We start from the raw sequence: 19,028 nt of genomic DNA on the forward strand, positions 1-19,028 counted from the left end.
GATATTAAAAGCATACGTTTTCTTGCTCTGATGAATTTATGGGTAAGAAAGAGCTGTACAGGAATAGTTAATCTGTTCACCTAATAAAGCAGATAAATCAGGGCTTAATTTAGGTAGTTAAAAGGATAGTAGATATGTCTTATGACATTTTTCTGAAAATTGACGGCATTGACGGCGAGTCAATGGATGACAAACACAAAAATGAAATTGAAGTACTGAGCTGGCGCTGGAATATTCATCAGGAATCCACCATGCACGCCGGTAGCGGTCTCGGTTCCGGTAAGGTCTCCGTCACTAATCTTTCATTTGAACATTACATCGATCGCGCCAGCCCGAACCTGTTCAAATACTGCTCTTCCGGTAAGCACATTCCGCAGGCCATTCTGGTTATGCGTAAGGCTGGCGGCAATCCGCTGGAGTACCTCAAGTACACTTTCACAGATCTGATTATTGCAATGGTATCGCCCAGCGGAAGCCAGGGAGGGGAAATTGCGTCTCGCGAATCAATTGAACTCTCCTTCAGCACCGTGAAGCAGGAATACGTGGTGCAGAACCAGCAGGGTGGCAGCGGCGGCACCATTACCGCAGGCTACGACTTCAAGGCCAACAAAGAAATTTAACGGCTGTTTTTCCGGCCAGATTTATATCTGGCCGGATTTATTATTTTGATTTTAAAGGAATTTACAGTGAATGAATGGCGTAACCCCACTCGGTGGTTATGTGCGGTAGCTATGCCTTTTGCACTGCTCCTGCTTTCCGGATGCGGCAGTAGCGATGCGTTACCTGACCTCGAATCACAGCGACTCGACCTGAGCGTGAAAGCCTCCGATAAGGTGAATCCTGACAATCAGAAGAAGGCCGCGCCCATTGAGATACGTGTTTATGAACTGAAAAATGACGCCGCTTTCACGACAGCTGATTACTGGTCGCTCCATGACAACGACAAATCCGTCCTTACCGACGATTTAGTGCGTCGCGACAGCTTTATTTTGCGTCCCGGCGAAGAGAAAAAACTGCGTCGCCCGCTGAATGCGCAGACCACGGCAATCGGCGTACTGGCCGGATACCGTAACCTGGCCAAATCGGTCTGGCGGGTAACCTACAAAATCCCGGAAGCCCCGGAAAAAGCCTGGTACAGCAACTTCATACCGGGGAAAGGAAACGTGCAGTTGGAGGCGGAATTGGAACAAAGCGCCATTGTAATTACGGAACGGGATAAATGAATTATGAGCTGGAATGACCGCGTAGTCTGGAGTGAAGGACAATTTTTACTGCCGCAGATGTTTCAGCAGCAAGAGCGTTATCTGGAACACGTCATGCATTACCGCAGCCTGCCGCTGACCCCCTTTTTTTGGGGATTCAGCCACTACAATATTGATGGCGAAGCGCTGAACATCGGTAAACTGATACTGAAAGAGGCATCAGGGATTTTTCCTGACGGCACGCCGTTTAACGCACCGGACCACACCCCGCTGCCGCCGCCGCTGACCATCCTGCCGGAGCACCTGAACCAGCAGATTTGTCTGGCGGTACCGGTACGCGCGCCGAACAGCGAAGAAACTACGTTTGACAATAACCCGGAATCACTGGCGCGTTTCTCGGTACACGAACACGACATCCGCGACGCCAACTCGCTGGGACGTGGCGCGCAGTTATTACAGCTCAGTCACCTGCGCCTGCGGCTGCTGCCGGAAAAGGCGGTGACGGGCGCCTGGATTGGCCTGCCGCTGACCCGCATCATCGGGCTGAATCCTGACGGGCGGATAGATATCGACCACGACCTGATCCCGCCCATCATTAATTATCAGGCCAGTTCACTGATGTGTACCTGGCTGTCGTGGATCAACGATCTCATCCGGATGCGGGCCGATTCGCTGGCGGAACGGCTGACCGGCAGCGACAACCACGGCCATGAAGCAGCAGAGGTCTCCGATTACCTGCTGCTGCAAATTCTCAATCGCTTTGAGCCGCTGCTGACTCACCTGGCGAAAACCCCGCTGGCCCCGGAAGTGTTGTATCGCTACCTGTCCGAACTGGCCGGGGAACTCTCCACCTATGTGCGTCCACAAACGCGACGGCCCGCTGAATACAAAGAGTACAAACACCTGACGCCCTATGCCGGGTTGAAATCGCTGGTTGATGAGGTGCAGTTCCTGCTGAACGCGGTACTGATCCGGGGCGCGCAGCGCATCGAGCTGAAAGAGGGGACTTACGGCATCCTGAATGCGGTGGTGGCCCCTTCCGATCTTGCCGAGTTCAGCACGCTGGTACTGGCGATAAAGGCTTCAATGCCGACCGATGTGCTACTGCAACATTTTGCCGCCCAGACCAAAATCGGGCCATCCGATCGCCTGCCGGAACTGATCCGCTCGCATCTGCCGGGGCTGGCTTTGCAGGTTCTGCCTGTACCACCGCGCCAAATCCCGTTTCAGGCCGGATACATCTATTACGACATCCGCCGCGAGGGAGCATTGTGGGAACACATTGCCCGTTACGGCGGGATGGCCATGCATACCGCCGGGGAATTTCCGGGGCTGGAGACAGAACTGTGGGGAGTGCGCGATAAATGACAGACAGTACCCTGACGCCGCCAGCGGCGGACATGATGTCCTTTTTGTCCACCACGCCGGAACATAAGGACAGTGAATATGAAACGCCGGTACACACCAGCCAGCGCACGGAACTCAATGTCATCGTTGAAGACGGTCCGGACAGCAAACTCCGGCTGGCTGAAATCAGCGCGGCGGCTAACCCGTTGCTCGCCGCTGCCCGGCCTTTATTGTGCGCTCTCGCAGCCATGCCCGCTAAACTGGATGCGGCCCTGGTAGAGCCTTACCGTAATCTGTTGGTACGCGAGATGCATCTGTACCAGACATTATGCGATCAGGCGAACCTGCGGCGCGAGCACGTACTGGCGGTACGTTACTGCCTGTGTACGGCGCTTGATGAAGCCGCCAATAACACAACCTGGGGACGGCGCGGCGTCTGGGCCGGAAAAAGCCTGCTGGTAACATTTCATGGTGAAAGCGAAGGCGGGATAAAACTTTTCCAGATCATCGGGCGTCTGGCGGCCAGCTTCCAGGAACATGGCAACGTACTGGAGGTTATCTACCACCTGCTGGGGCTGGGATTTGAAGGCCGCTACAGCGTGCAGCCAGACGGGCGTAAGCAACTGGACAATATTCGCCAGCAACTGCTGACACAGCTTTCACAGCGTCGCGATCCGGTTATGCCCGCGCTCTCGCCTGACTTTCAGGGGGCGATAAGCGGACGACTGCGGCGGATGCGCCGGGTGCCGGTCTGGCTGAGCGCCGGGATAGCCCTGTTGGCGATGCTGACGCTGTTTGGCCTTTACAGCCACCGGATGGATGTGCAGACCGTCACCGTACAACAGCATATTGATGCGATTGGTATAAAACTGCCGCCGCCGCCCGTGCCGGTTCATAAGCTGCGGCTGAAAATCCTGCTGGCAAACGAAATCGCCCGTGGCCTGCTGACCGTGGACGAAGATGACCAGCACAGTAGGGTGGTCTTCCGTGGCGACGCCATGTTTGTGCCGGGACAGAAAACGGTGAGTGACGCAATCCGGCCAGTGATTAACAAAGCGGCGCGGGAAATCGCCCGCGTGGGCGGCGCAGTCACTGTAACGGGTCACACTGACAGCCAGCCCATTCATTCGGCTGAATTCCCATCCAACCTGGTGCTATCGGAAAAACGGGCGGCGGAAGTTGCGGCGTTACTGACCTCCGGCGGCGTACCTGCCGGACGGGTACATATCGTCGGCAAGGGCGATACGGTGCCGGTGGCGGATAACGGCAGTAAAGCCGGGCGGGCGAAAAACCGTCGGGTGGAAATTCTGGTAGTGGAGTGAATGAATGATGAAAAAATCAACCTATGATGTGTCTCATCATTCGGCAGTATGTGGCGTGACGGGGGATTATTATCGGATCTCAGCGACATATCACATAACACGATCTGTTCGTGTTTTTTTGATCATCTTATGTTGCCTGTTATCCGGTGGCGCTTTTGCCGGATCCCCGATTAACGCAGGATTCATTTCCCCCGATAATGTCAACCTCAGTACTCAGGATTTCCTGAAATTTTATGCCACTGACAACGTACAGAAAAAAGACAATGCACTGATGTATATGCTGGGGGTGGAGGATGCGACAGAAGGTAAAGCCTGGTGTGGATATGGTCAGGTTGACAGTATAACAATAAACCATACTGTGCTGACCTGGTTTGAACAGCACGCAGTGAAAAAGCCTGATGTAAGGGCTTCAATACTAATAGAGGAAGCATTAGTTAAAAATTTTCCCTGTCAGAGGACAGACTCCTCCATAAAAATTGCTTCCCGGTCATCTCCCATTTTATCCCTGACTCCGGATGCGCTTAATCTTTCAGGTAATGACTTTTTTAAATTTTGGGTGTCTGGTAATCAACGGGATAAACTCAGGGCGGGTGTCTATCTGCTCGGCGTGGAGGATGCGACAGAGAACAAACTGTGGTGTGGATACGCTTTATTTAAGACGCTAACATTAAATGAATTAGTCTATGTTTCTCTTAAAAATAAAACCAATGAGGAACTGAATTCTCGCGCGGCTGAACTTATCATAAATAAATTAATAGAGTACCCCTGTAAGATATAAAATCATTCAAGTTGCATCAAGGCGGCAAGGAAATAAATCCCCGGGAGCATACATTGGTTCGTGACTGGGGTAAGAGAGTAAAGCCAACGCACATGCAGCCTGAAGTATGACAGGTATACCCTGTGATAATGTTATCGCTGCCAGTTCAGATAAGTATTGGTGGTAAAGTCTTGGTAGTAAAGGATTGATATGTTTAAGATAATGGTCTGTCTGTTGGTGGGTATTCCTGCCATTTCTTATGCGCACGATTATGGGTGTGCTACGGTTGGAGCATCAATGGAGTCATCATTATTTGATGCCATAAAAAATGACCTGAATATAGATGTCGCTACTATTATAAAGGATAAAACAAAGGTAGAGATTCTTGATATCTCGCCTGTATCTAAGGTCTATGCAGAATCTCTGGCCAGGATGGATTATGAAAAAGATAAGGCCAAAAATAAAGTGGCAATATTAGATAAGAAATCCTATTTCGATAGTTACTATGAGAACCAGGTTAAATCTATCGTGGCAAAATATACCTATATTAACAAAGATAAAGAAAAAGATATTTTCATTGCATCCAGCTTCATGAATGCTGATGAGTGTTCTGTAAAATTTAATGGTTATATTACTTTATCCAGGGAATTTTAAAATATTGATTATTGGGTGGCGAGTCGAAACATAATGCAAAAATTTCTTAGTCTGCTTTTTTCCCGGCGCGCGCTGGCGGTTGTGGGCGTTCTGGTTTTGGTGCTGCTGGTCTGGTTTGTCGGGCCGCTGGTATCATTTGATACCCTGCGCCCGCTGGCCTCCGTGGGGAGCCGGGTAGTGACCATTGCCCTGTTGCTGATGTTGCTGGTACTGTGGCTGGTCAACTGGTCGATGAGTATCATCGGCATCAGTGTCCTGTGCCTGGCGATTGGCTTCGTCACACCGCTGCTGGCCCTGGGCGATGTCCATCCGTTTGCGCCGCTGTGGGTCCGCCTGACATTAATTGGTTTCATCCTGCTGATGTACGCGCTGTACGGCCTGTACCGGCTGTGGCGTGCGCTACGTATGGATGAACAACTGCTGCGTCGCTTCCTGCATCCGCGCGGGGAAGAGGTACCGGTGGCTGGCGAGATCAAAGCCGACCTGCGCACCGTCAACCATATTGTCACGCAGGCCATCCGGCAACTGCGGCAGTTGCGCGTGGACATGCCCGGCTGGCGTAAAATTTTCGAGGGTAAACGCTTTCTGTATGAGCTGCCGTGGTTCATGGTGGTCGGCAGTCCCGGCGACGGCAAAACCACGGCCCTGCTGAACACCGGATTGCAGTTCCCGCTGGCGGAGCAAATGGAGCAGACCTCGCGTATCCTGACAGTGCCGGGTGGCGGCACGCTACACTGCGACTGGTGGTTTACCAACGAAGCGGTGTTGATTGATACCGCCGGACGTTACGCCCGCCACGATGACGGCGGCGAAGCGAGCGCCGCGCAGCGTAACGCCGGAGAGTGGCAGGGCTTTCTCAGTCTGCTGCGTAAACATCGCCCCGGCGCGCCGCTTAACGGCGTGATCCTGACGCTAAACGTGGCGGATTTAACCGCACAGTCACCGGCGGAACGCCTGGCGGCCTGCGCCGCTCTGCGGGCGCGACTGGCAGAACTGCGCGAGACCCTGGGGATTCGCTTTCCGGTCTATCTGGTGGTCACCAAAATGGATTTGTTGCCGGGGTTCAGCGAGTATTTTCGCACGCTGACCAGCCATCTTCGCGCACAAATCTGGGGCTTCACGTTGCCGTACAGCCGCAGGCGAAAAGCGGGCGACCCGCAGGCGCTGCATGCCGCCTGCGCGCAGGAGCTGGCGTGCCTGACGCTGCGGCTGGATCAGGGACTGGATACCCGGTTACAGGAAGAGTACGACCTTAAAAGCCGCCAGCGGCTGTATACCTTCCCGCGTGAGTTCGCCGCCCTCGGCGAGCCGTTGCTGGAGGCTATTGAACAGATCTTCCTCGATTCAAAATTCGATGCCACGCAACTGAATAACACGCTGCGCGGGGTGTTTTTCACCAGCGCCGCGCAGGCGCAGGCCGACGCCGTGGCCGACCAGTTGAGTATCTGGCAGCGCTTTGTCCGGGCGATAAAAACCGCCCGTGGCGAATCCTCCGCCTCTCTCCCACACGCTCTGCCGGACGGCAACCGCAGCTACTTTCTGCATGATCTGCTAACACAGTTTATTTTCCGTGAAGCGCACCTGGTGGAGCCAAACCTCCAGTGGGCCTGGCGTTACCGCCTGCTGCGCCTCGGCGGGCACCTGCTGGTACTGGTGCTGGCATTCCTGTTGTGGCAGGGGATGCAGACCAGCCAGCAGACCAACGGCGACTATATGAATGAAATCAGCGCCCGCGCGACCCGGCTGGACGGTGAAGTGAAAGCCTACACCGGTAAACCGGCGATGGCTCCCGTCCCGGCACTGCTGGACAGCGCAAGGGAACTGTCCGCCTGGCCGGAACTGGACCCGGACGCGCCGCCGCTGACCTGGCGCTACGGCCTGTACAGCGTACCGCCGGTAACCGACAGCGTGGCGTCGCTGTACAACCGCCTGCTGGATCAACTGCTGCTGCCGCCGCTGGTGAAACGGATGGAGTATGTGCTGGCGGACGCCATTGCCCGTCAGGACAGTAAAGCTGCGTATGATGCCCTGCGCATCTATCTGCTACTGAATCTGGATAAAGATCACGAAGATAAATACAACGCGGCGGAGATCCAGTCGTGGGTGATTAACGATCTGGGGAACAGCGACAGCGTGGCCGGGTTCGGCGGGCGCGCCGCCGTGCTGACGCATATCGAAGCGCTGTTTGACGGCAGCCGGGTGGTGCATTCACCGTATGAGAAAAATGAGGCGCTGATCCGTCAGGCGCGGGCATTCCTCGACGGTCACACCAGTACCGAGCGTATCTATGCGCGGGCGCTGGCGGCAATGGAGAGCGAAGCGCCGCAGGAGTTCACGCTGGTACGCGCCGTCGGCGCGGATGCGGGAACGGTGTTTGTGCGTAGCAACGGCGCGCCGCTGGATCGGGGCGTGCCGGGTATTTTTACCCGTGAAGGTTACCGGGAGCTGTTCGACAAACGATTACCGGAATTTGTGGCGGCGGCGACGGCGAACGATGGCTGGGTGATGGGCCGGGAGAGTACGCCAAAAAAGCTGACTGACAGCCTGCGCAGCCAGATACCGGGGCAGGAGCAGTCTGTCGCCCGCGAAGTCCGCCGTTTGTACCTGACGGAATATGCCCGCCGCTGGCAGGATTTTCTGGACAGTATCCATAGTATCAACAGTGCCGGGGAAGAGGGCAGTTCCGGCCTGGCCTATGATTTACAGGTGCTGCGCACCCTGGCGTCGCCGGACTCACCGCTGATGCGGCTGGGAAAAGCGGTGGTGGAGCAGACCACGCTGGTGCCGCCGCCGGACCCGCAGGCCAGACAGAAACAGCTGGCGCAGCGCGCGTCCGGTAACGCGGGGAAAGTGGTACAGACGGCAAAACTGTTCCAGGATATTCACCCGGAAGAACGGCTGGAAAAAACGCTGGTGGATGACCGTTTCGCCGCGCTGCGCGAGGTCATTGCCGGGCGGACGGACGGCGGACAGAGCGGCGGTGGGACGATGCAGATCGCTTCGCTGCTGACCATGCTCAACGAGTATTACACCCAACTGACCATTGCTGATAGCGCGCTGGCGGCGGGGACGTTGCCAGCGCGCATTACTGCCGCAGACAAGTTGCAACTGGAGGCGGCGAAACTGCCTGCGCCGCTGAAAAACATCCTGCTGGATCTGACGAAGCAGGGAACGCGCAAAATCAACGCCGGGACCGGCGACGTGCTGAACACCCAGATGGAGGCGATGATGGGCGACGACTGCCGTGACGCCATCGACGGGCGCTATCCGTTCGCCGACAGTCCGCAGGAGGTCAGCGCCGAGGACTTTAACCGCATCTTCGCCAGCGGCGGCGTACTGGATGCTTTCTGGAGCAAACAACTGGCTCCGCTGGCGGACACCGCCAGCGACCCGTGGCGCTACAAACCGACCGAAGGCAACATGACGTTGCAGGGGCCGGATCTGACGCCGTTTCAGCAGGCGAAGCAGATCCGCAGCGTGTTTTTTAACAGCGAGGGCGGGAAAAAATTTTCCTGGTCGATGCAGATTAGCGTGGTGGATATGGACCCGGCCATCACGGAACTGGTGATTGATATCGACGGCCAGGTGCTGCGCTACGCCCATGGTCCGGACCGGCCCCTGAAAGTGACGTGGCCGGGACCGCGCAACGGCTCGATGGCGGAAATCACCGCCAGCCCGCGTATTCGCCAGGACACCTCAACGCTACTGACCGGCGGGCCGTGGGCGCTGTTTCATCTGCTGGACGCCGGAATGGTACAGGAAACGGCGGTGCGGGGGCGTCAACTGGTGGAATATGATTTTGACGGTCGCCGGGTGGTGCTGGAAATCACCGCCGGGCGGGATTTTAACCCGGTCAGCCGGGAGCTGTTGCAGAACTTCAGTTGTCCGGCGAGGGCGTTGTAATGCGCCGGCCAGCGGTGGTATCAGCCCCGGCGATGTTCGGCAGGCTGCCGGACCAGCGCGACTATGTGCGCTGGCGGGTGGGCGCTGAAGAGGGACGAATATGGCAGGACTGGCTGAACCGCCAGACATGGGTGGGCAGCGGGCGGCATATCGTGTTGCCGGAAGGCCAGACGACCGATGAAGAGCGTGACGGCTGGATGCACCTGTCGCCGCGTGGCGAACATGATATGCCCGCGCCGGAACACCATCCGCTGCCGTGGAGCTTTGTGATGTCGCCGGGATTTTTGCCGATGGGGGGGACGACTGACTGGCTGACCGGAGTGCTGATGGCGTCACGGGATAGCGTGGGACGCCCGTGGCCGCTGGTGATTTACCAGCGCTGCGGTCGGGAGTGGCTGGACGAGAGTTTGCAGGAGACGCAGGGCTGGCTGTACTGGCTGGCGAGGCTGGCGGCGCAGCATATCACGCCGGACACGATGCGGCGCGGGCGGCTGACGGAGCAGGTGGACCAGCTATGGGCGATGTGGCAGCCGGGGCCGTGGTGGGCGCAGTGGCTGCGCGGGTTACGACGAACATCGCAGCGCAGCCGGGAACTGACCGGGCTGCCGGATGAAGCACCGGTAGTAGAACTGCCGGGCGTGCGTTATCTGCCGTGGCCGGGCTGGCCGGGTAAGACGCTGGGGCAGGCAACACCGGGGCAAGGCTGGTTCTGGCAGCAGAACAGTGAAGGGCGGTATGTGGATGCGCTGCGACTGGTGGAGAAATAATGAACATGGTGGTTTTAAAAACACCTGCTAAGGAATGAAGAAATGGGTGCTTATGATAAAGCGTGTAATAACGTGGGTGCGGTAAGATTTGTCCAGGAGCACATGAAGGTTTGTGAGATAATTGCAAAAGAGCTTGACGTACCGGTAGAGAATATACTGGGTCTTGCTGCTGCCGAAAGTCAATATGGTACAGGTCGTATTGCCAGGGAATATAATAATTACTTTTCTCTCCAGGCTCCTGCATCATTTCAGTCAGGTCGGGTTCATCCAAAGGATAGTAACAAAACTTGGGTGGCTATTTTTTCTTCGTTTTCAGTTTGTGCGCGATCTTTTGCTGTCAAGTATGGTGACGCTGTTCGGGGGAAAAAAGATGCTCTGGCCTTCTCTGAAGCTCTGGTAGCTGCTGGGTTTAATTCAGGATCTCATATTACTGGTGGTACGGATAATTACGCCAGGATAACTGCTGGAATAATTATTATGGTCGGACGGAGAATAGCATGCCCCGTAAAATAATGCTTGTTTTTTTTCTCTTTATATCTGAGTTCTGTTATGCCCAAGTGGTTGTATCTGAATTTAATTTGTCAGATATAAATCGCGGTGGAATGACGAAAGCACAGGCAGAAAAACTACTCATTATTGCACTTAAATATCAAAAATATGATTTATCGCTGGATGGCGTTTTTGTTGACGGTGATTTGCAGGATAAACACGGAAATCCTCCCCATCCGGGATATTATGATTTTAGCCTTGGCTATGATACACCGACTGCCGGAGCAATCGATTATTGGGGACTGTTTTCAGTAAGTTCTCAAACTGGTGATATATGGGAAATAAATAAATGTGAGAGAGTTATATTTCCGCAGTTGCAAAAAATACAACAAGAAATAATGAAAAAAACTGGCGCGACATTTGCCAGTGAAGTGGTACAGCGCCGGGGGCTGGGCTGTACAGATGAATAGCGGGATAGTTGGATCTACCGGGCATACGTTACCTGCCAGGGCAAGGCTGGTTCTGGCAGCAGAACAGTGAAGGGCGGTATGTGGATGCGCTGCGACTGGTGGATGAAAAAAATAGAGGTCAGATGCTGTGAAAAAGTACGCTGTAGAGGTTCTGTTTATGTCTGCCTGTGCAGGAATGTTCCTGCCCGTATTTGCCTGGGGCGGAACAGATGTAAACATTGATAACCCGCTGGCGGAGTGTGTGGATATCCATCCCGTTCATCGTCAGGAAATGGATAACCTTACCATTCTGAAAACAACGGTCACACTGAAAAAAAGTACCGGTGAATGTGGCTGTTTCTCAGCATTAATCAGCTATACCAGCTTACTGGCGCAGGATGTTGAGGGTTACGGACGCGGAAGTGCATATTCCCTTCAGGAGGGGAATATCTCACTGGCGAAGATGCAGGGACGTTATCCTTTCAGCTTTGTATTATCGGTGGATAACCAGTCTGTACGGGATCAGAAGCTGGCGCTAATGATACGTTGTACACCACCGCTGTAATACACAGAATAGTCAGGGAGAAGATGATGGCAGTAAGACTGACTTTTGACGGGCAAAAGCTGACATGGCCTGGTATCGGGATGTTTAAGGCGACCACGGGGTTACCGGATTTACAGTGGCCAGATAAACAGTGTGTGCCGGATGCGGCGATACCGGAAGGGAATTATAAATTGTTTATTCAGTTTCAGGGGGAGGCACCGATAAGAAATGCTGCGGATTGTGATCTGGGACCATCATGGGGCTGGAGTACCATTCCGCGAGGCCAGGCTGCCGGAACATGTGAGATATACTGGGCGAACTGGGGATATAACCGTATCCGGCTGGAATCAGCGGATGAGAAGACCCGAAAAGCCTGTGGGGGCAAGCGGGGTGGTTTTTATATCCATGATTCCACCAAAGGTTACAGTCATGGTTGTATTGAAGTGGAACCGGTGTTTTTCCGTATTCTGAAACAGGAGACGGAAAAAGAAAATGGTGAAAAGACATTTACGGTTAATGTTAAGTATGTTTCTGGTCAGCAAACGAATGGTGGAACAAAACAATAATACCGTTAAAACCGGATGAAATTATCGTGTCTGGACGTGCTGTGGTTGACAATCATTACAATGGTGGCCAGATAAGTAATGAGCACGATGATAAAGTATATGACTGGCGGTGTGCTGGTTATTAATCAAATTTCTATAAAATGCAATGTGAATCTGGTAAGCGTAATAAAAATAAAATCATAATATTGTTATATTCATTTCCTTATTTATGTAATTCAGTATTTATGTTATGTGCTAATTTTTGTGTTTTTATTTTCATGGCTCTTGTCAGCAATATACCCTGTTCTTCTGGTAAATATTTAAATATAACAGGCTGGTTGCATTATAAAGTGCGGGGCACTGTTTCCTGACGGTGAGTCTATTTATTTTAATCCGGTATTAAAGGAGTCACTACCATGAGTTTTGTATCCACAAATAATAAATCCGGTATAGGAGGGCTGACGACAACCACGCCGCCGATAACCGGAGAAAGTGGCGGTGTCACCGCAGATTCAGTCGCCGGAAGCGTGGCAGATGCGGCGGAAGCCGCTGTGGAACAGGCTGCGGGATCGCTGTTTGGCGCATTGCCGGAGCCATCAGGGCTGGTGAAAGCCGCGGTGGCAGCGGCGCAGGCCGCCGCCGCCGCAGGTATGGCGCAGGATGCGGTATCGGCCATCGTCTCTGCTGTTGCAGGCGGGCCGGGGGCGCATAATGTGACGGTCAGCGGCAGCGCCGTACCGCCGGGCGCATTACTGTTCGCCAGCCTGGACGGCGGCGAAACATTAAGTGAACTGTTTAGCTATGTGGTACAGCTAAAAACGCCCGATACCCTGAATCTGGGCTATGTCTCCCCGGCGGCCAACCTGCCGCTCAAACCGATGGTGGGCAAAGATCTGTGCGTCAACATCGAACTGGATGGTGGCGGTAAACGACATATCAGCGGGCTGGTCACGGCGGCGCGGGTGGTGGGCCATGAAGGGCGTTCGGTTACCTATGAGCTGCGTATGGAGCCGTGGCTGAAACTGCTGACCCATACCAGCGACTACAAAGCATTCCAGAATAAAACCGTGGTGGATATTCTGGATGAAGTGCTGGCGGAATACCCCTACCCGGTGGAAAAGCGGCTGGTGGAAAGCTACCCGGTACGCACCTGGCAGGTGCAGTACGGTGAAACTGATTTTGATTTTCTTCAGCGACTGATGCAGGAGTGGGGCATCTATTGGTGGTTTGAGCACAGCGAGGACAGCCACACGCTGGTGCTGGCGGATGCCATCAGCGCCCACAAAGCATGTCCGGACTCGCCGCTGGTCGAGTGGCACCAGGAAGGGCTGAAGCTGGACAAGGAGTTTATCCACACTATCACGGCAAACGAGAGTCTGCGGACTGGCCAGTGGGTGCTGGATGATTTCGATTTTACGAAGCCACGTTCATTGCTGGCAAACACCGTGGCAAACCCGCGTGAAACCGGTCATGCCACCTACGAGCATTATGAGTGGCCGGGAGACTACTTCGACAATAGTGAAGGCGAGATGCTGACGCGCATTCGTATGGAAGCGCAGCGCAGCCCCGGCAGTCGGGTGCTGGGGGGAGGGAATATCCGCACACTCATGACCGGTTATACCTTCACGCTGGAAAACTATCCCACTGCCGAAGTCAATCAGGAATACCTGCTGATGCAGACCTTGCTGTTTGTGCAGGACAACGCGCAGCACAGCGGGCAGGACCAGCACTTTACCTTTTCCACCCGTTTTGAACTGCACCCGACCCGTGAGGTGTTCCGCCCGCAGCGGACGGTGAGCAAACCCCACACCAAAGGGCCGCAGAGCGCCATCGTCACCGGCCCGGCGGGCCAGGAAATCTGGACGGATCAGTACGGGCGGGTAAAGGTACAGTTTGGCTGGGATCGCTACGGCAAAATGGATGAAAACAGCTCCTGCTGGATACGCGTCAGCTACCCGTGGGCGGGCAAAGGCTTCGGGATGATCCAGATCCCGCGTATCGGCCAGGAAGTGCTGGTGGATTTCAAAAACGGCGATCCGGATCTGCCGATCATCGTGGGGCGTACCTACAACCAGGACACCATGCCACCGTGGGGACTGCCGGGCGCGGCAACACAGAGCGGGATATACAGCCACACTATCGGCGGCGGACCGACCAATGCCAACGCCCTGCGTTTTGAAGATAAACCCGGTAGTGAAGAGGTCTGGCTACATGCTGAAAAAGATCAGCGTATTGAAGTTAATAATAATGAAAGTCACTGGGTGGGGAATAATCGGGTTAAGGTCATTGATCAGTCAGAAATAGCCACTATTGGCGCTGTCCGCGATCATAAAGTTCAGTATGACGATACCTCTCTGGCCGGAGGAAATAAAACCATTCAGACGGTAAAAGAGTTATATCTGGCAGCGGGTGATTCTATTACCCTGAGTTGTGGTGACACCGTTCTGTACATGAGCAGTAAGGGGGAATTTTACGTAACCTGTAAAACGTTCAATATTACTGCAACAGATGCCGATGGTCAGATTAATACTATAAAAGGGCAGCTGGATTTAAATATGGATAAAAGAGAACCCAAAGTGGGAACATTTGGTGAGTCAGAAAAAACAGCAATGGCAGCAGTAATTAAGGAAACTTTTCCACCCAAAGAATAGTTTTTATTTTAGTGCCGGACTTATCAACACTTTCAGACCAAAAAGGATTTTATATAATCATGACGAACTATTATATCAACGAAGCCATCTTGAGTTTCTCCGGTAATATATCCCAGGACAGCACCCTCAATATGATCCGCCTGAGCGATCCGGATGCGGCGCTGATTATCAGCCGCGGCAAAATGCAGGACGGTGATGAACTGGCGTCCCAGGTTGAACAACAGATGAAAAAACTGGAAAAGCAGGTTAAGGAACTGCGTTATACGCCAGCACAGGTTGTCCGGCTGGGTATTGACGGGAAAATGGAGGGGCTGGAAATACAGAGTCAGTTCATCCGGGGTAATGAGCATGTATACCAGTACCAGGCGGTATTTGTGCTACAGAGCAGCCGGGTAATGATGGCCCTGACCTATGCCCGCTCAACAGCGTTAACCGAAGCGGATAGGGGGCGCTGGGCGGATATCAAAAAGAATCTGCGTTTCAGGTTGGACCCGGAAAACACGGCAACCGGACAATAACACAGGGAGTGTGGTATGGGAGAAGCATTCTGGGCGGCAAGGGAAGGCGACGCGCTGCTGCATACGTCCTTTCTGGCAGATCTGGTGGGCAGTGCGCTGGAATTCGCCATCAATGCGGTTATTGATTTTGCGGCACTGGCTGTTGTGGCGCTGGCGACGGGGGCTACGGTGGCAACGCTGGGATGCAGCGCCGTATTACTTGTGGGGACCGTGGTCGGCGCGACGATGTTGCTGAGTGGCGCCGGGGAGAAAATCAGTAAAGCCTGTGAAGACATAGCCAACAGCCTTTTTCCGCCGAAAATTGAGGGATATATCCTGACCGGCTCAGGCGACACCCGGATTAACAGCAAACGGGCGGCGCGGGCGGCGGCAACGGCATTATCACGCCATGATGTGGAAACCCTGGATGCGCAGGCGCAGGCAGAGGCAGAAGAAGAAAAACGCAGGCAGGACGCCAAATCAATGTGGGATGTGGCCGGGGAATATCTGGATGCAGTAAAAGGCCGGGCAGAGAATATGGCTAAGGGCGTCGTTTCCGTGGTGAGCCGGATGGGATCAGCGGAAGGATGGGCCTCGCTGGGAAATGATGCTCTGGCAGAGGCGGGCGATATGCTTTCCGACACGGGCCACTTTATTTCAGAGATGTGGCAGCCCACGGTGGCAACGGCATATCCGGGGTCTGACCCGAAACAGGATGATAAAATCGACTGCCACAAACATCCCTCTTCATTCACCCAGTTTATGGCGCAGAAACTGCAGGCGCTGACGGATGACCCGGTGGGGACGGTACTGGGGGCGATGAACACTTTCGATGTGCTGGAAACCGGTTTTCAGGCGGCAAGCGCGCTTATCGGCAGCGTGTCGAACCTGTTCAAAGGCGACGATGAGCCGCCCGCAGCAGAATATATCGCCGAAGGGACGCGGGATGTGCGTATCAACAGCCAGCCTGCGGCGCGCAGCGGGGTACGCTGTACCTGCGAGGCAAAAGTGGTGGATGAGCCTGAGAACGGCGTACATGTATCCGGTGATGTACGTATCGGCGGGCCGCTTCTGGTGGTACGGGATATCAAAAGCGGTAAGTCACAAATAACCCTGGTGACCACCATTGCGCTGACGTTCATGCAGCCCGGACGGGCGTCAGCTAAAAGTGCCTGCTTTATGATGGGATTGGGCATTAACATGATGGTTCAGAAGGCGGGGAGTGCGCTGAACCGCCCGGTAAACGCCGCCACCGGAGCCAAGTACCTGGCAGGCGATGATGACGTTGATTTCAGTCTGCCCGGCCACTTCCCGCTGGAGTGGCAGCGGACCTACAGCAGCCGTGATGAACGGACGGAGGGGATGTTCGGGCGGGGCTGGAGCGTGCTGTATGAAGTGTGCCTGGAGCGTACGCCGGACAACCCGGATGAAAACTGCATGACGTATGTGGCCCCGATGGGACGGCGAATTGACCTGCAGGCGGTGGAGCCGGGGAGTGGTTTTTACAGCCCCGGCGAGGGGCTGGCAGTGCGGCGCAGCGAACAGGGCCACTGGCTTATCAGCAGTGATGACGGCGTGTACAGGCTGTTTGAAGCGGACCCGTTCAGCCCACAGCGTCGGCGGCTGAAAATGCTGGGCGACCGCAACAGTAACTGCCAGCACCTGACCTACGACAACCACGGGCGTCTGGTGGAAATCAGCGGCGATCGGCAGCGCCCCTGCATCCGGCTGCACTATGAGCTGGCAGCGCACCCGCAGCGCGTGACGCGCATCTTCCGCCATTACCCGGAAGGGGAGCCGGAGCTGCTGCGGCGTTACCGCTACGATGAGGCGGGGCGGCTGAACGGGGTGGTGGACAACGCAGGTCAGTATCAGCGCGAGTTTGCGTACGACGACAACGACTGCATGACGATGCACCGGGAGCCGGGCGGCGAACGGTATTACTACACCTGGGCGTGGTTTGAAGGCCCGGACGATGCGGCGTGGCGGGTGACGGGCCATCATACGGACAGCGGCGAGCAGTACCGTCTGGACTGGAATCTGGCAGAACGTTCGCTGTGCGTGACGGATAGTCTGGGGCGTACGCGCTGCCACTGGTGGGATGCGCAGGGCCTGGTGACGGCGTACCGGGACGAGGCCGGGCAGATGACCACTTTCCGCTGGAGCGATGAAGAGCGGTTACTGCTGGGGATGACGGACGCGCAGGGCGGCAAATGGCGTTATGTCTATGACCGTCTCGGCCACCTGACGGAGACGCATGACCCGCTGGGCCGGGTTGAGCAGACGCAGTGGCATCCGGTGTGGCACCAGCCGGAAACGGAGGTGGATGCCGCGGGAGCGGCGTGGCGTTATGAGTATGATGAGCGGGGCAACCTGCAGGCGGTCATCGACCCGCTGCACCAGCGCACGGTATACGGGTATGACCGGCACGGTCAGGTGGTGCGGATAACCGACGCGCGGGGCGGGGATAAATACCTGCAGTGGAACGAAGACGGGCAGCTTATGCGCCACACGGACTGTTCTGGCTCGCAGACGGCATGGTTTTATGATGAACGCACGCGGCTGGAAAGGGTGACGGACGCGGAGAGTAACAGTACGCGTTACAGCTATGACGGCAACGGACATCTGACGGAGGTCATGTTCGCGGACGGGCGTACGGAGCGTTACCAGCCGGATGCGGCGGGACGGCTGGTGAAATACACCAGCCCGGCAGGGCAGATAACACGCTGGCAGCGGGACGGTCAGGGGCGGGTGCGCAGGCAGACGGATGCGACGGGGCGCAGGACGGCGTATGAGTACGACGCTTACGGGCGGCTGACCACGCTCACGAACGAGAACGGGGAAAGCTACCGGTTCCGGTACGATGTTCTGGACCGGGTGACGGAACAGACGGACCCCGGCGGCAGCCGCCGGGCATACGGGTATAACGCGCTGAATGCGGTGACGGCGGTGATATACGGCGGGGAGCGCGGGGGAGAAATCCGTCACGGTCTGGAGCGTGATGCGGCGGGGAGGCTGACGGCGAAAACCACGCCGGAGACGCGCACGGAATACCGGTACGACGCGGCGGACCGTCTGCTGGAAATCCGCCGCAGGCGGCATGATGCGGCGGAAGGCGGAGAGCCGGAAGTTATCCGGTTCAGCTACGACAGTGCGGGTAACCTGCTGAGCGAGGAGACGGCGCAGGGCGTGCTGCAGCACCGGTACGATGTTCAGGGCAACCGCACAGAAACGCAGATGCCGGACGGGCGGACGCTGCGGTACCTGTACTACGGGAGCGGCCATCTTCAGCAAATCAACCTGGGGCGTGATGTCATCAGCGAGTTCACGCGCGACCACCTGCACCGTGAGGTGCAGCGGAGCCAGGGGCGGCTGGACACGCGGCGGATGTACGACCGGACGGGCCGGTTAACGCGGAAACTGACCTGTAAAGGAATGCGCGGTGTGGTGCCGGAGACGTTTATTGACCGGGAATATGCGTACAGCGGCCAGGACGAGCTGCTGAAAAAGCGGCACAGCCGGCAGGGGGTGACGGATTATTTTTACGACACGACGGGGCGCATCACGGCGTGCCGGAATGAGGCATACCTGGACAGCTGGCAGTACGACGCGGCGGCGAACCTGCTGGACAGGCGGCAGGGAGAGACCGCGCAGGCGGGTGCAGGCAGCGTGGTGCCGTTCAACCGGATAACGTCATACCGTGGGCTGCATTACCGTTACGATGAATATGGCCGGGTGGTTGAAAAGCGGGGCCGCAACGGCACGCAGCACTACCGCTGGGACGCGGAGCACCGGCTGACGGAAGTGGCGGTCATCCGGGGGAGCACCGTACGGCGTTACGGGTACGTGTACGACGCGCCGGGCAGGCGGGTGGAGAAGCACGAACGGGACGCGGAAGGAA

The 19,028-nt window shown here is 55.7% G+C and carries 15 protein-coding genes and 1 pseudogene; all 16 read left to right on the forward strand.

Annotated features, from left to right (window positions below):
* Positions 1-134: 134 nt before the first annotated feature.
* Positions 135-620 (forward strand): Hcp family type VI secretion system effector, encoded by a 486-nt coding sequence (locus ACLJQD_RS22475; protein ID WP_000119443.1) that lies wholly within the window; start codon positions 135-137, stop codon positions 618-620.
* A 66-nt stretch (positions 621-686) separates the two neighbouring features.
* Entirely contained in the window at positions 687-1,223 is a 537-nt protein-coding gene (gene tssJ / locus ACLJQD_RS22480; protein ID WP_001007104.1) for a type VI secretion system lipoprotein TssJ, read from the forward strand.
* 3 nt (positions 1,224-1,226) lie between these two features.
* The gene (tssK, locus tag ACLJQD_RS22485; protein WP_017442155.1) at positions 1,227-2,570 is read left to right on the forward strand and encodes a type VI secretion system baseplate subunit TssK; all 1,344 of its coding nucleotides are present in this window, start codon (positions 1,227-1,229) and stop codon (positions 2,568-2,570) included.
* The gene (tssL, locus tag ACLJQD_RS22490; RefSeq protein WP_000132483.1) at positions 2,567-3,871 is read left to right on the forward strand and encodes a type VI secretion system protein TssL, long form; all 1,305 of its coding nucleotides are present in this window, start codon (positions 2,567-2,569) and stop codon (positions 3,869-3,871) included. The genes tssK and tssL overlap by 4 nt, the downstream gene beginning before the upstream one ends.
* A gap of 4 nt (positions 3,872-3,875) precedes the next feature.
* Positions 3,876-4,649: a Rap1a/Tai family immunity protein gene (locus tag ACLJQD_RS22495; RefSeq protein ID WP_017442156.1), complete on the forward strand. Its 774-nt coding sequence runs from the start codon at positions 3,876-3,878 to the stop codon at positions 4,647-4,649.
* A 201-nt stretch (positions 4,650-4,850) separates the two neighbouring features.
* Positions 4,851-5,282, forward strand: a complete 432-nt coding sequence (sciR, locus tag ACLJQD_RS22500) for a Shiga-like toxin A subunit SciR (RefSeq protein ID WP_077907262.1) — start codon at positions 4,851-4,853, stop codon at positions 5,280-5,282.
* A 33-nt stretch (positions 5,283-5,315) separates the two neighbouring features.
* Entirely contained in the window at positions 5,316-9,185 is a 3,870-nt protein-coding gene (icmF, locus tag ACLJQD_RS22505) for a Type VI secretion protein IcmF (RefSeq protein ID WP_017442158.1), read from the forward strand.
* A complete protein-coding gene (locus ACLJQD_RS22510; RefSeq protein WP_001254130.1) occupies positions 9,185-9,952 on the forward strand; it encodes a TagF domain-containing protein in 768 nt (255 codons plus the stop codon). The genes icmF and ACLJQD_RS22510 overlap by 1 nt, the downstream gene beginning before the upstream one ends.
* 42 nt (positions 9,953-9,994) lie before the next feature.
* Positions 9,995-10,465, forward strand: coding sequence for a glucosaminidase domain-containing protein (locus ACLJQD_RS22515; RefSeq protein WP_000501517.1), 471 nt, complete (start codon positions 9,995-9,997; stop codon positions 10,463-10,465).
* Positions 10,450-10,911, forward strand: a complete 462-nt coding sequence (locus ACLJQD_RS22520; RefSeq protein ID WP_023218482.1) for a hypothetical protein — start codon at positions 10,450-10,452, stop codon at positions 10,909-10,911. Before ACLJQD_RS22515 ends, ACLJQD_RS22520 begins: the two co-directional genes overlap by 16 nt.
* Before the next feature lie 8 nt (positions 10,912-10,919).
* A pseudogene (locus ACLJQD_RS22525) lies at positions 10,920-11,042 on the forward strand (cytoplasmic protein); the annotation flags it as partial.
* Positions 11,039-11,455 carry a DUF2195 family protein gene (locus ACLJQD_RS22530; RefSeq protein ID WP_000759645.1) on the forward strand — a complete coding sequence of 139 codons (417 nt, stop codon included), beginning with the start codon at positions 11,039-11,041 and terminating at the stop codon, positions 11,453-11,455. The pseudogene ACLJQD_RS22525 and the gene ACLJQD_RS22530, both read left to right, overlap by 4 nt.
* Before the next feature lie 23 nt (positions 11,456-11,478).
* Entirely contained in the window at positions 11,479-12,000 is a 522-nt protein-coding gene (locus ACLJQD_RS22535; RefSeq protein WP_077907259.1) for a DUF2778 domain-containing protein, read from the forward strand.
* A 395-nt stretch (positions 12,001-12,395) separates the two neighbouring features.
* Positions 12,396-14,630 carry a type VI secretion system Vgr family protein gene (locus ACLJQD_RS22540; protein WP_017442160.1) on the forward strand — a complete coding sequence of 745 codons (2,235 nt, stop codon included), beginning with the start codon at positions 12,396-12,398 and terminating at the stop codon, positions 14,628-14,630.
* 59 nt (positions 14,631-14,689) lie between these two features.
* The gene (locus ACLJQD_RS22545; RefSeq protein ID WP_000186513.1) at positions 14,690-15,148 is read left to right on the forward strand and encodes a DcrB-related protein; all 459 of its coding nucleotides are present in this window, start codon (positions 14,690-14,692) and stop codon (positions 15,146-15,148) included.
* A gap of 15 nt (positions 15,149-15,163) precedes the next feature.
* Positions 15,164-19,028: DUF6531 domain-containing protein (locus tag ACLJQD_RS22550; RefSeq protein ID WP_410967631.1), on the forward strand; the 3,865-nt coding region annotated here is incomplete at its 3' end.

It is taken from the genome of Salmonella sp. SAL04214 (assembly GCF_046550615.1).
GTDB classification, from domain to species: Bacteria; Pseudomonadota; Gammaproteobacteria; order Enterobacterales; family Enterobacteriaceae; genus Salmonella; species Salmonella enterica.

What these genes read in the sequence shown, in the direction of transcription:
- ACLJQD_RS22475 (WP_000119443.1), top strand. Translation starts at nt 135, where the DNA reads ATGTCTTATGACATTTTTCTGAAAATTGACGGCATTGACGGCGAGTCA.
- tssK (WP_017442155.1), top strand. Translation starts at nt 1,227, where the DNA reads ATGAGCTGGAATGACCGCGTAGTCTGGAGTGAAGGACAATTTTTACTG.
- tssL (WP_000132483.1), top strand. Translation starts at nt 2,567, where the DNA reads ATGACAGACAGTACCCTGACGCCGCCAGCGGCGGACATGATGTCCTTT.
- ACLJQD_RS22495 (WP_017442156.1), top strand. Translation starts at nt 3,876, where the DNA reads ATGATGAAAAAATCAACCTATGATGTGTCTCATCATTCGGCAGTATGT.
- sciR (WP_077907262.1), top strand. Translation starts at nt 4,851, where the DNA reads ATGGTCTGTCTGTTGGTGGGTATTCCTGCCATTTCTTATGCGCACGAT.
- icmF (WP_017442158.1), top strand. Translation starts at nt 5,316, where the DNA reads ATGCAAAAATTTCTTAGTCTGCTTTTTTCCCGGCGCGCGCTGGCGGTT.
- ACLJQD_RS22510 (WP_001254130.1), top strand. Translation starts at nt 9,185, where the DNA reads ATGCGCCGGCCAGCGGTGGTATCAGCCCCGGCGATGTTCGGCAGGCTG.
- ACLJQD_RS22515 (WP_000501517.1), top strand. Translation starts at nt 9,995, where the DNA reads ATGGGTGCTTATGATAAAGCGTGTAATAACGTGGGTGCGGTAAGATTT.
- ACLJQD_RS22520 (WP_023218482.1), top strand. Translation starts at nt 10,450, where the DNA reads ATGCCCCGTAAAATAATGCTTGTTTTTTTTCTCTTTATATCTGAGTTC.
- ACLJQD_RS22535 (WP_077907259.1), top strand. Translation starts at nt 11,479, where the DNA reads ATGATGGCAGTAAGACTGACTTTTGACGGGCAAAAGCTGACATGGCCT.
- ACLJQD_RS22540 (WP_017442160.1), top strand. Translation starts at nt 12,396, where the DNA reads ATGAGTTTTGTATCCACAAATAATAAATCCGGTATAGGAGGGCTGACG.
- ACLJQD_RS22545 (WP_000186513.1), top strand. Translation starts at nt 14,690, where the DNA reads ATGACGAACTATTATATCAACGAAGCCATCTTGAGTTTCTCCGGTAAT.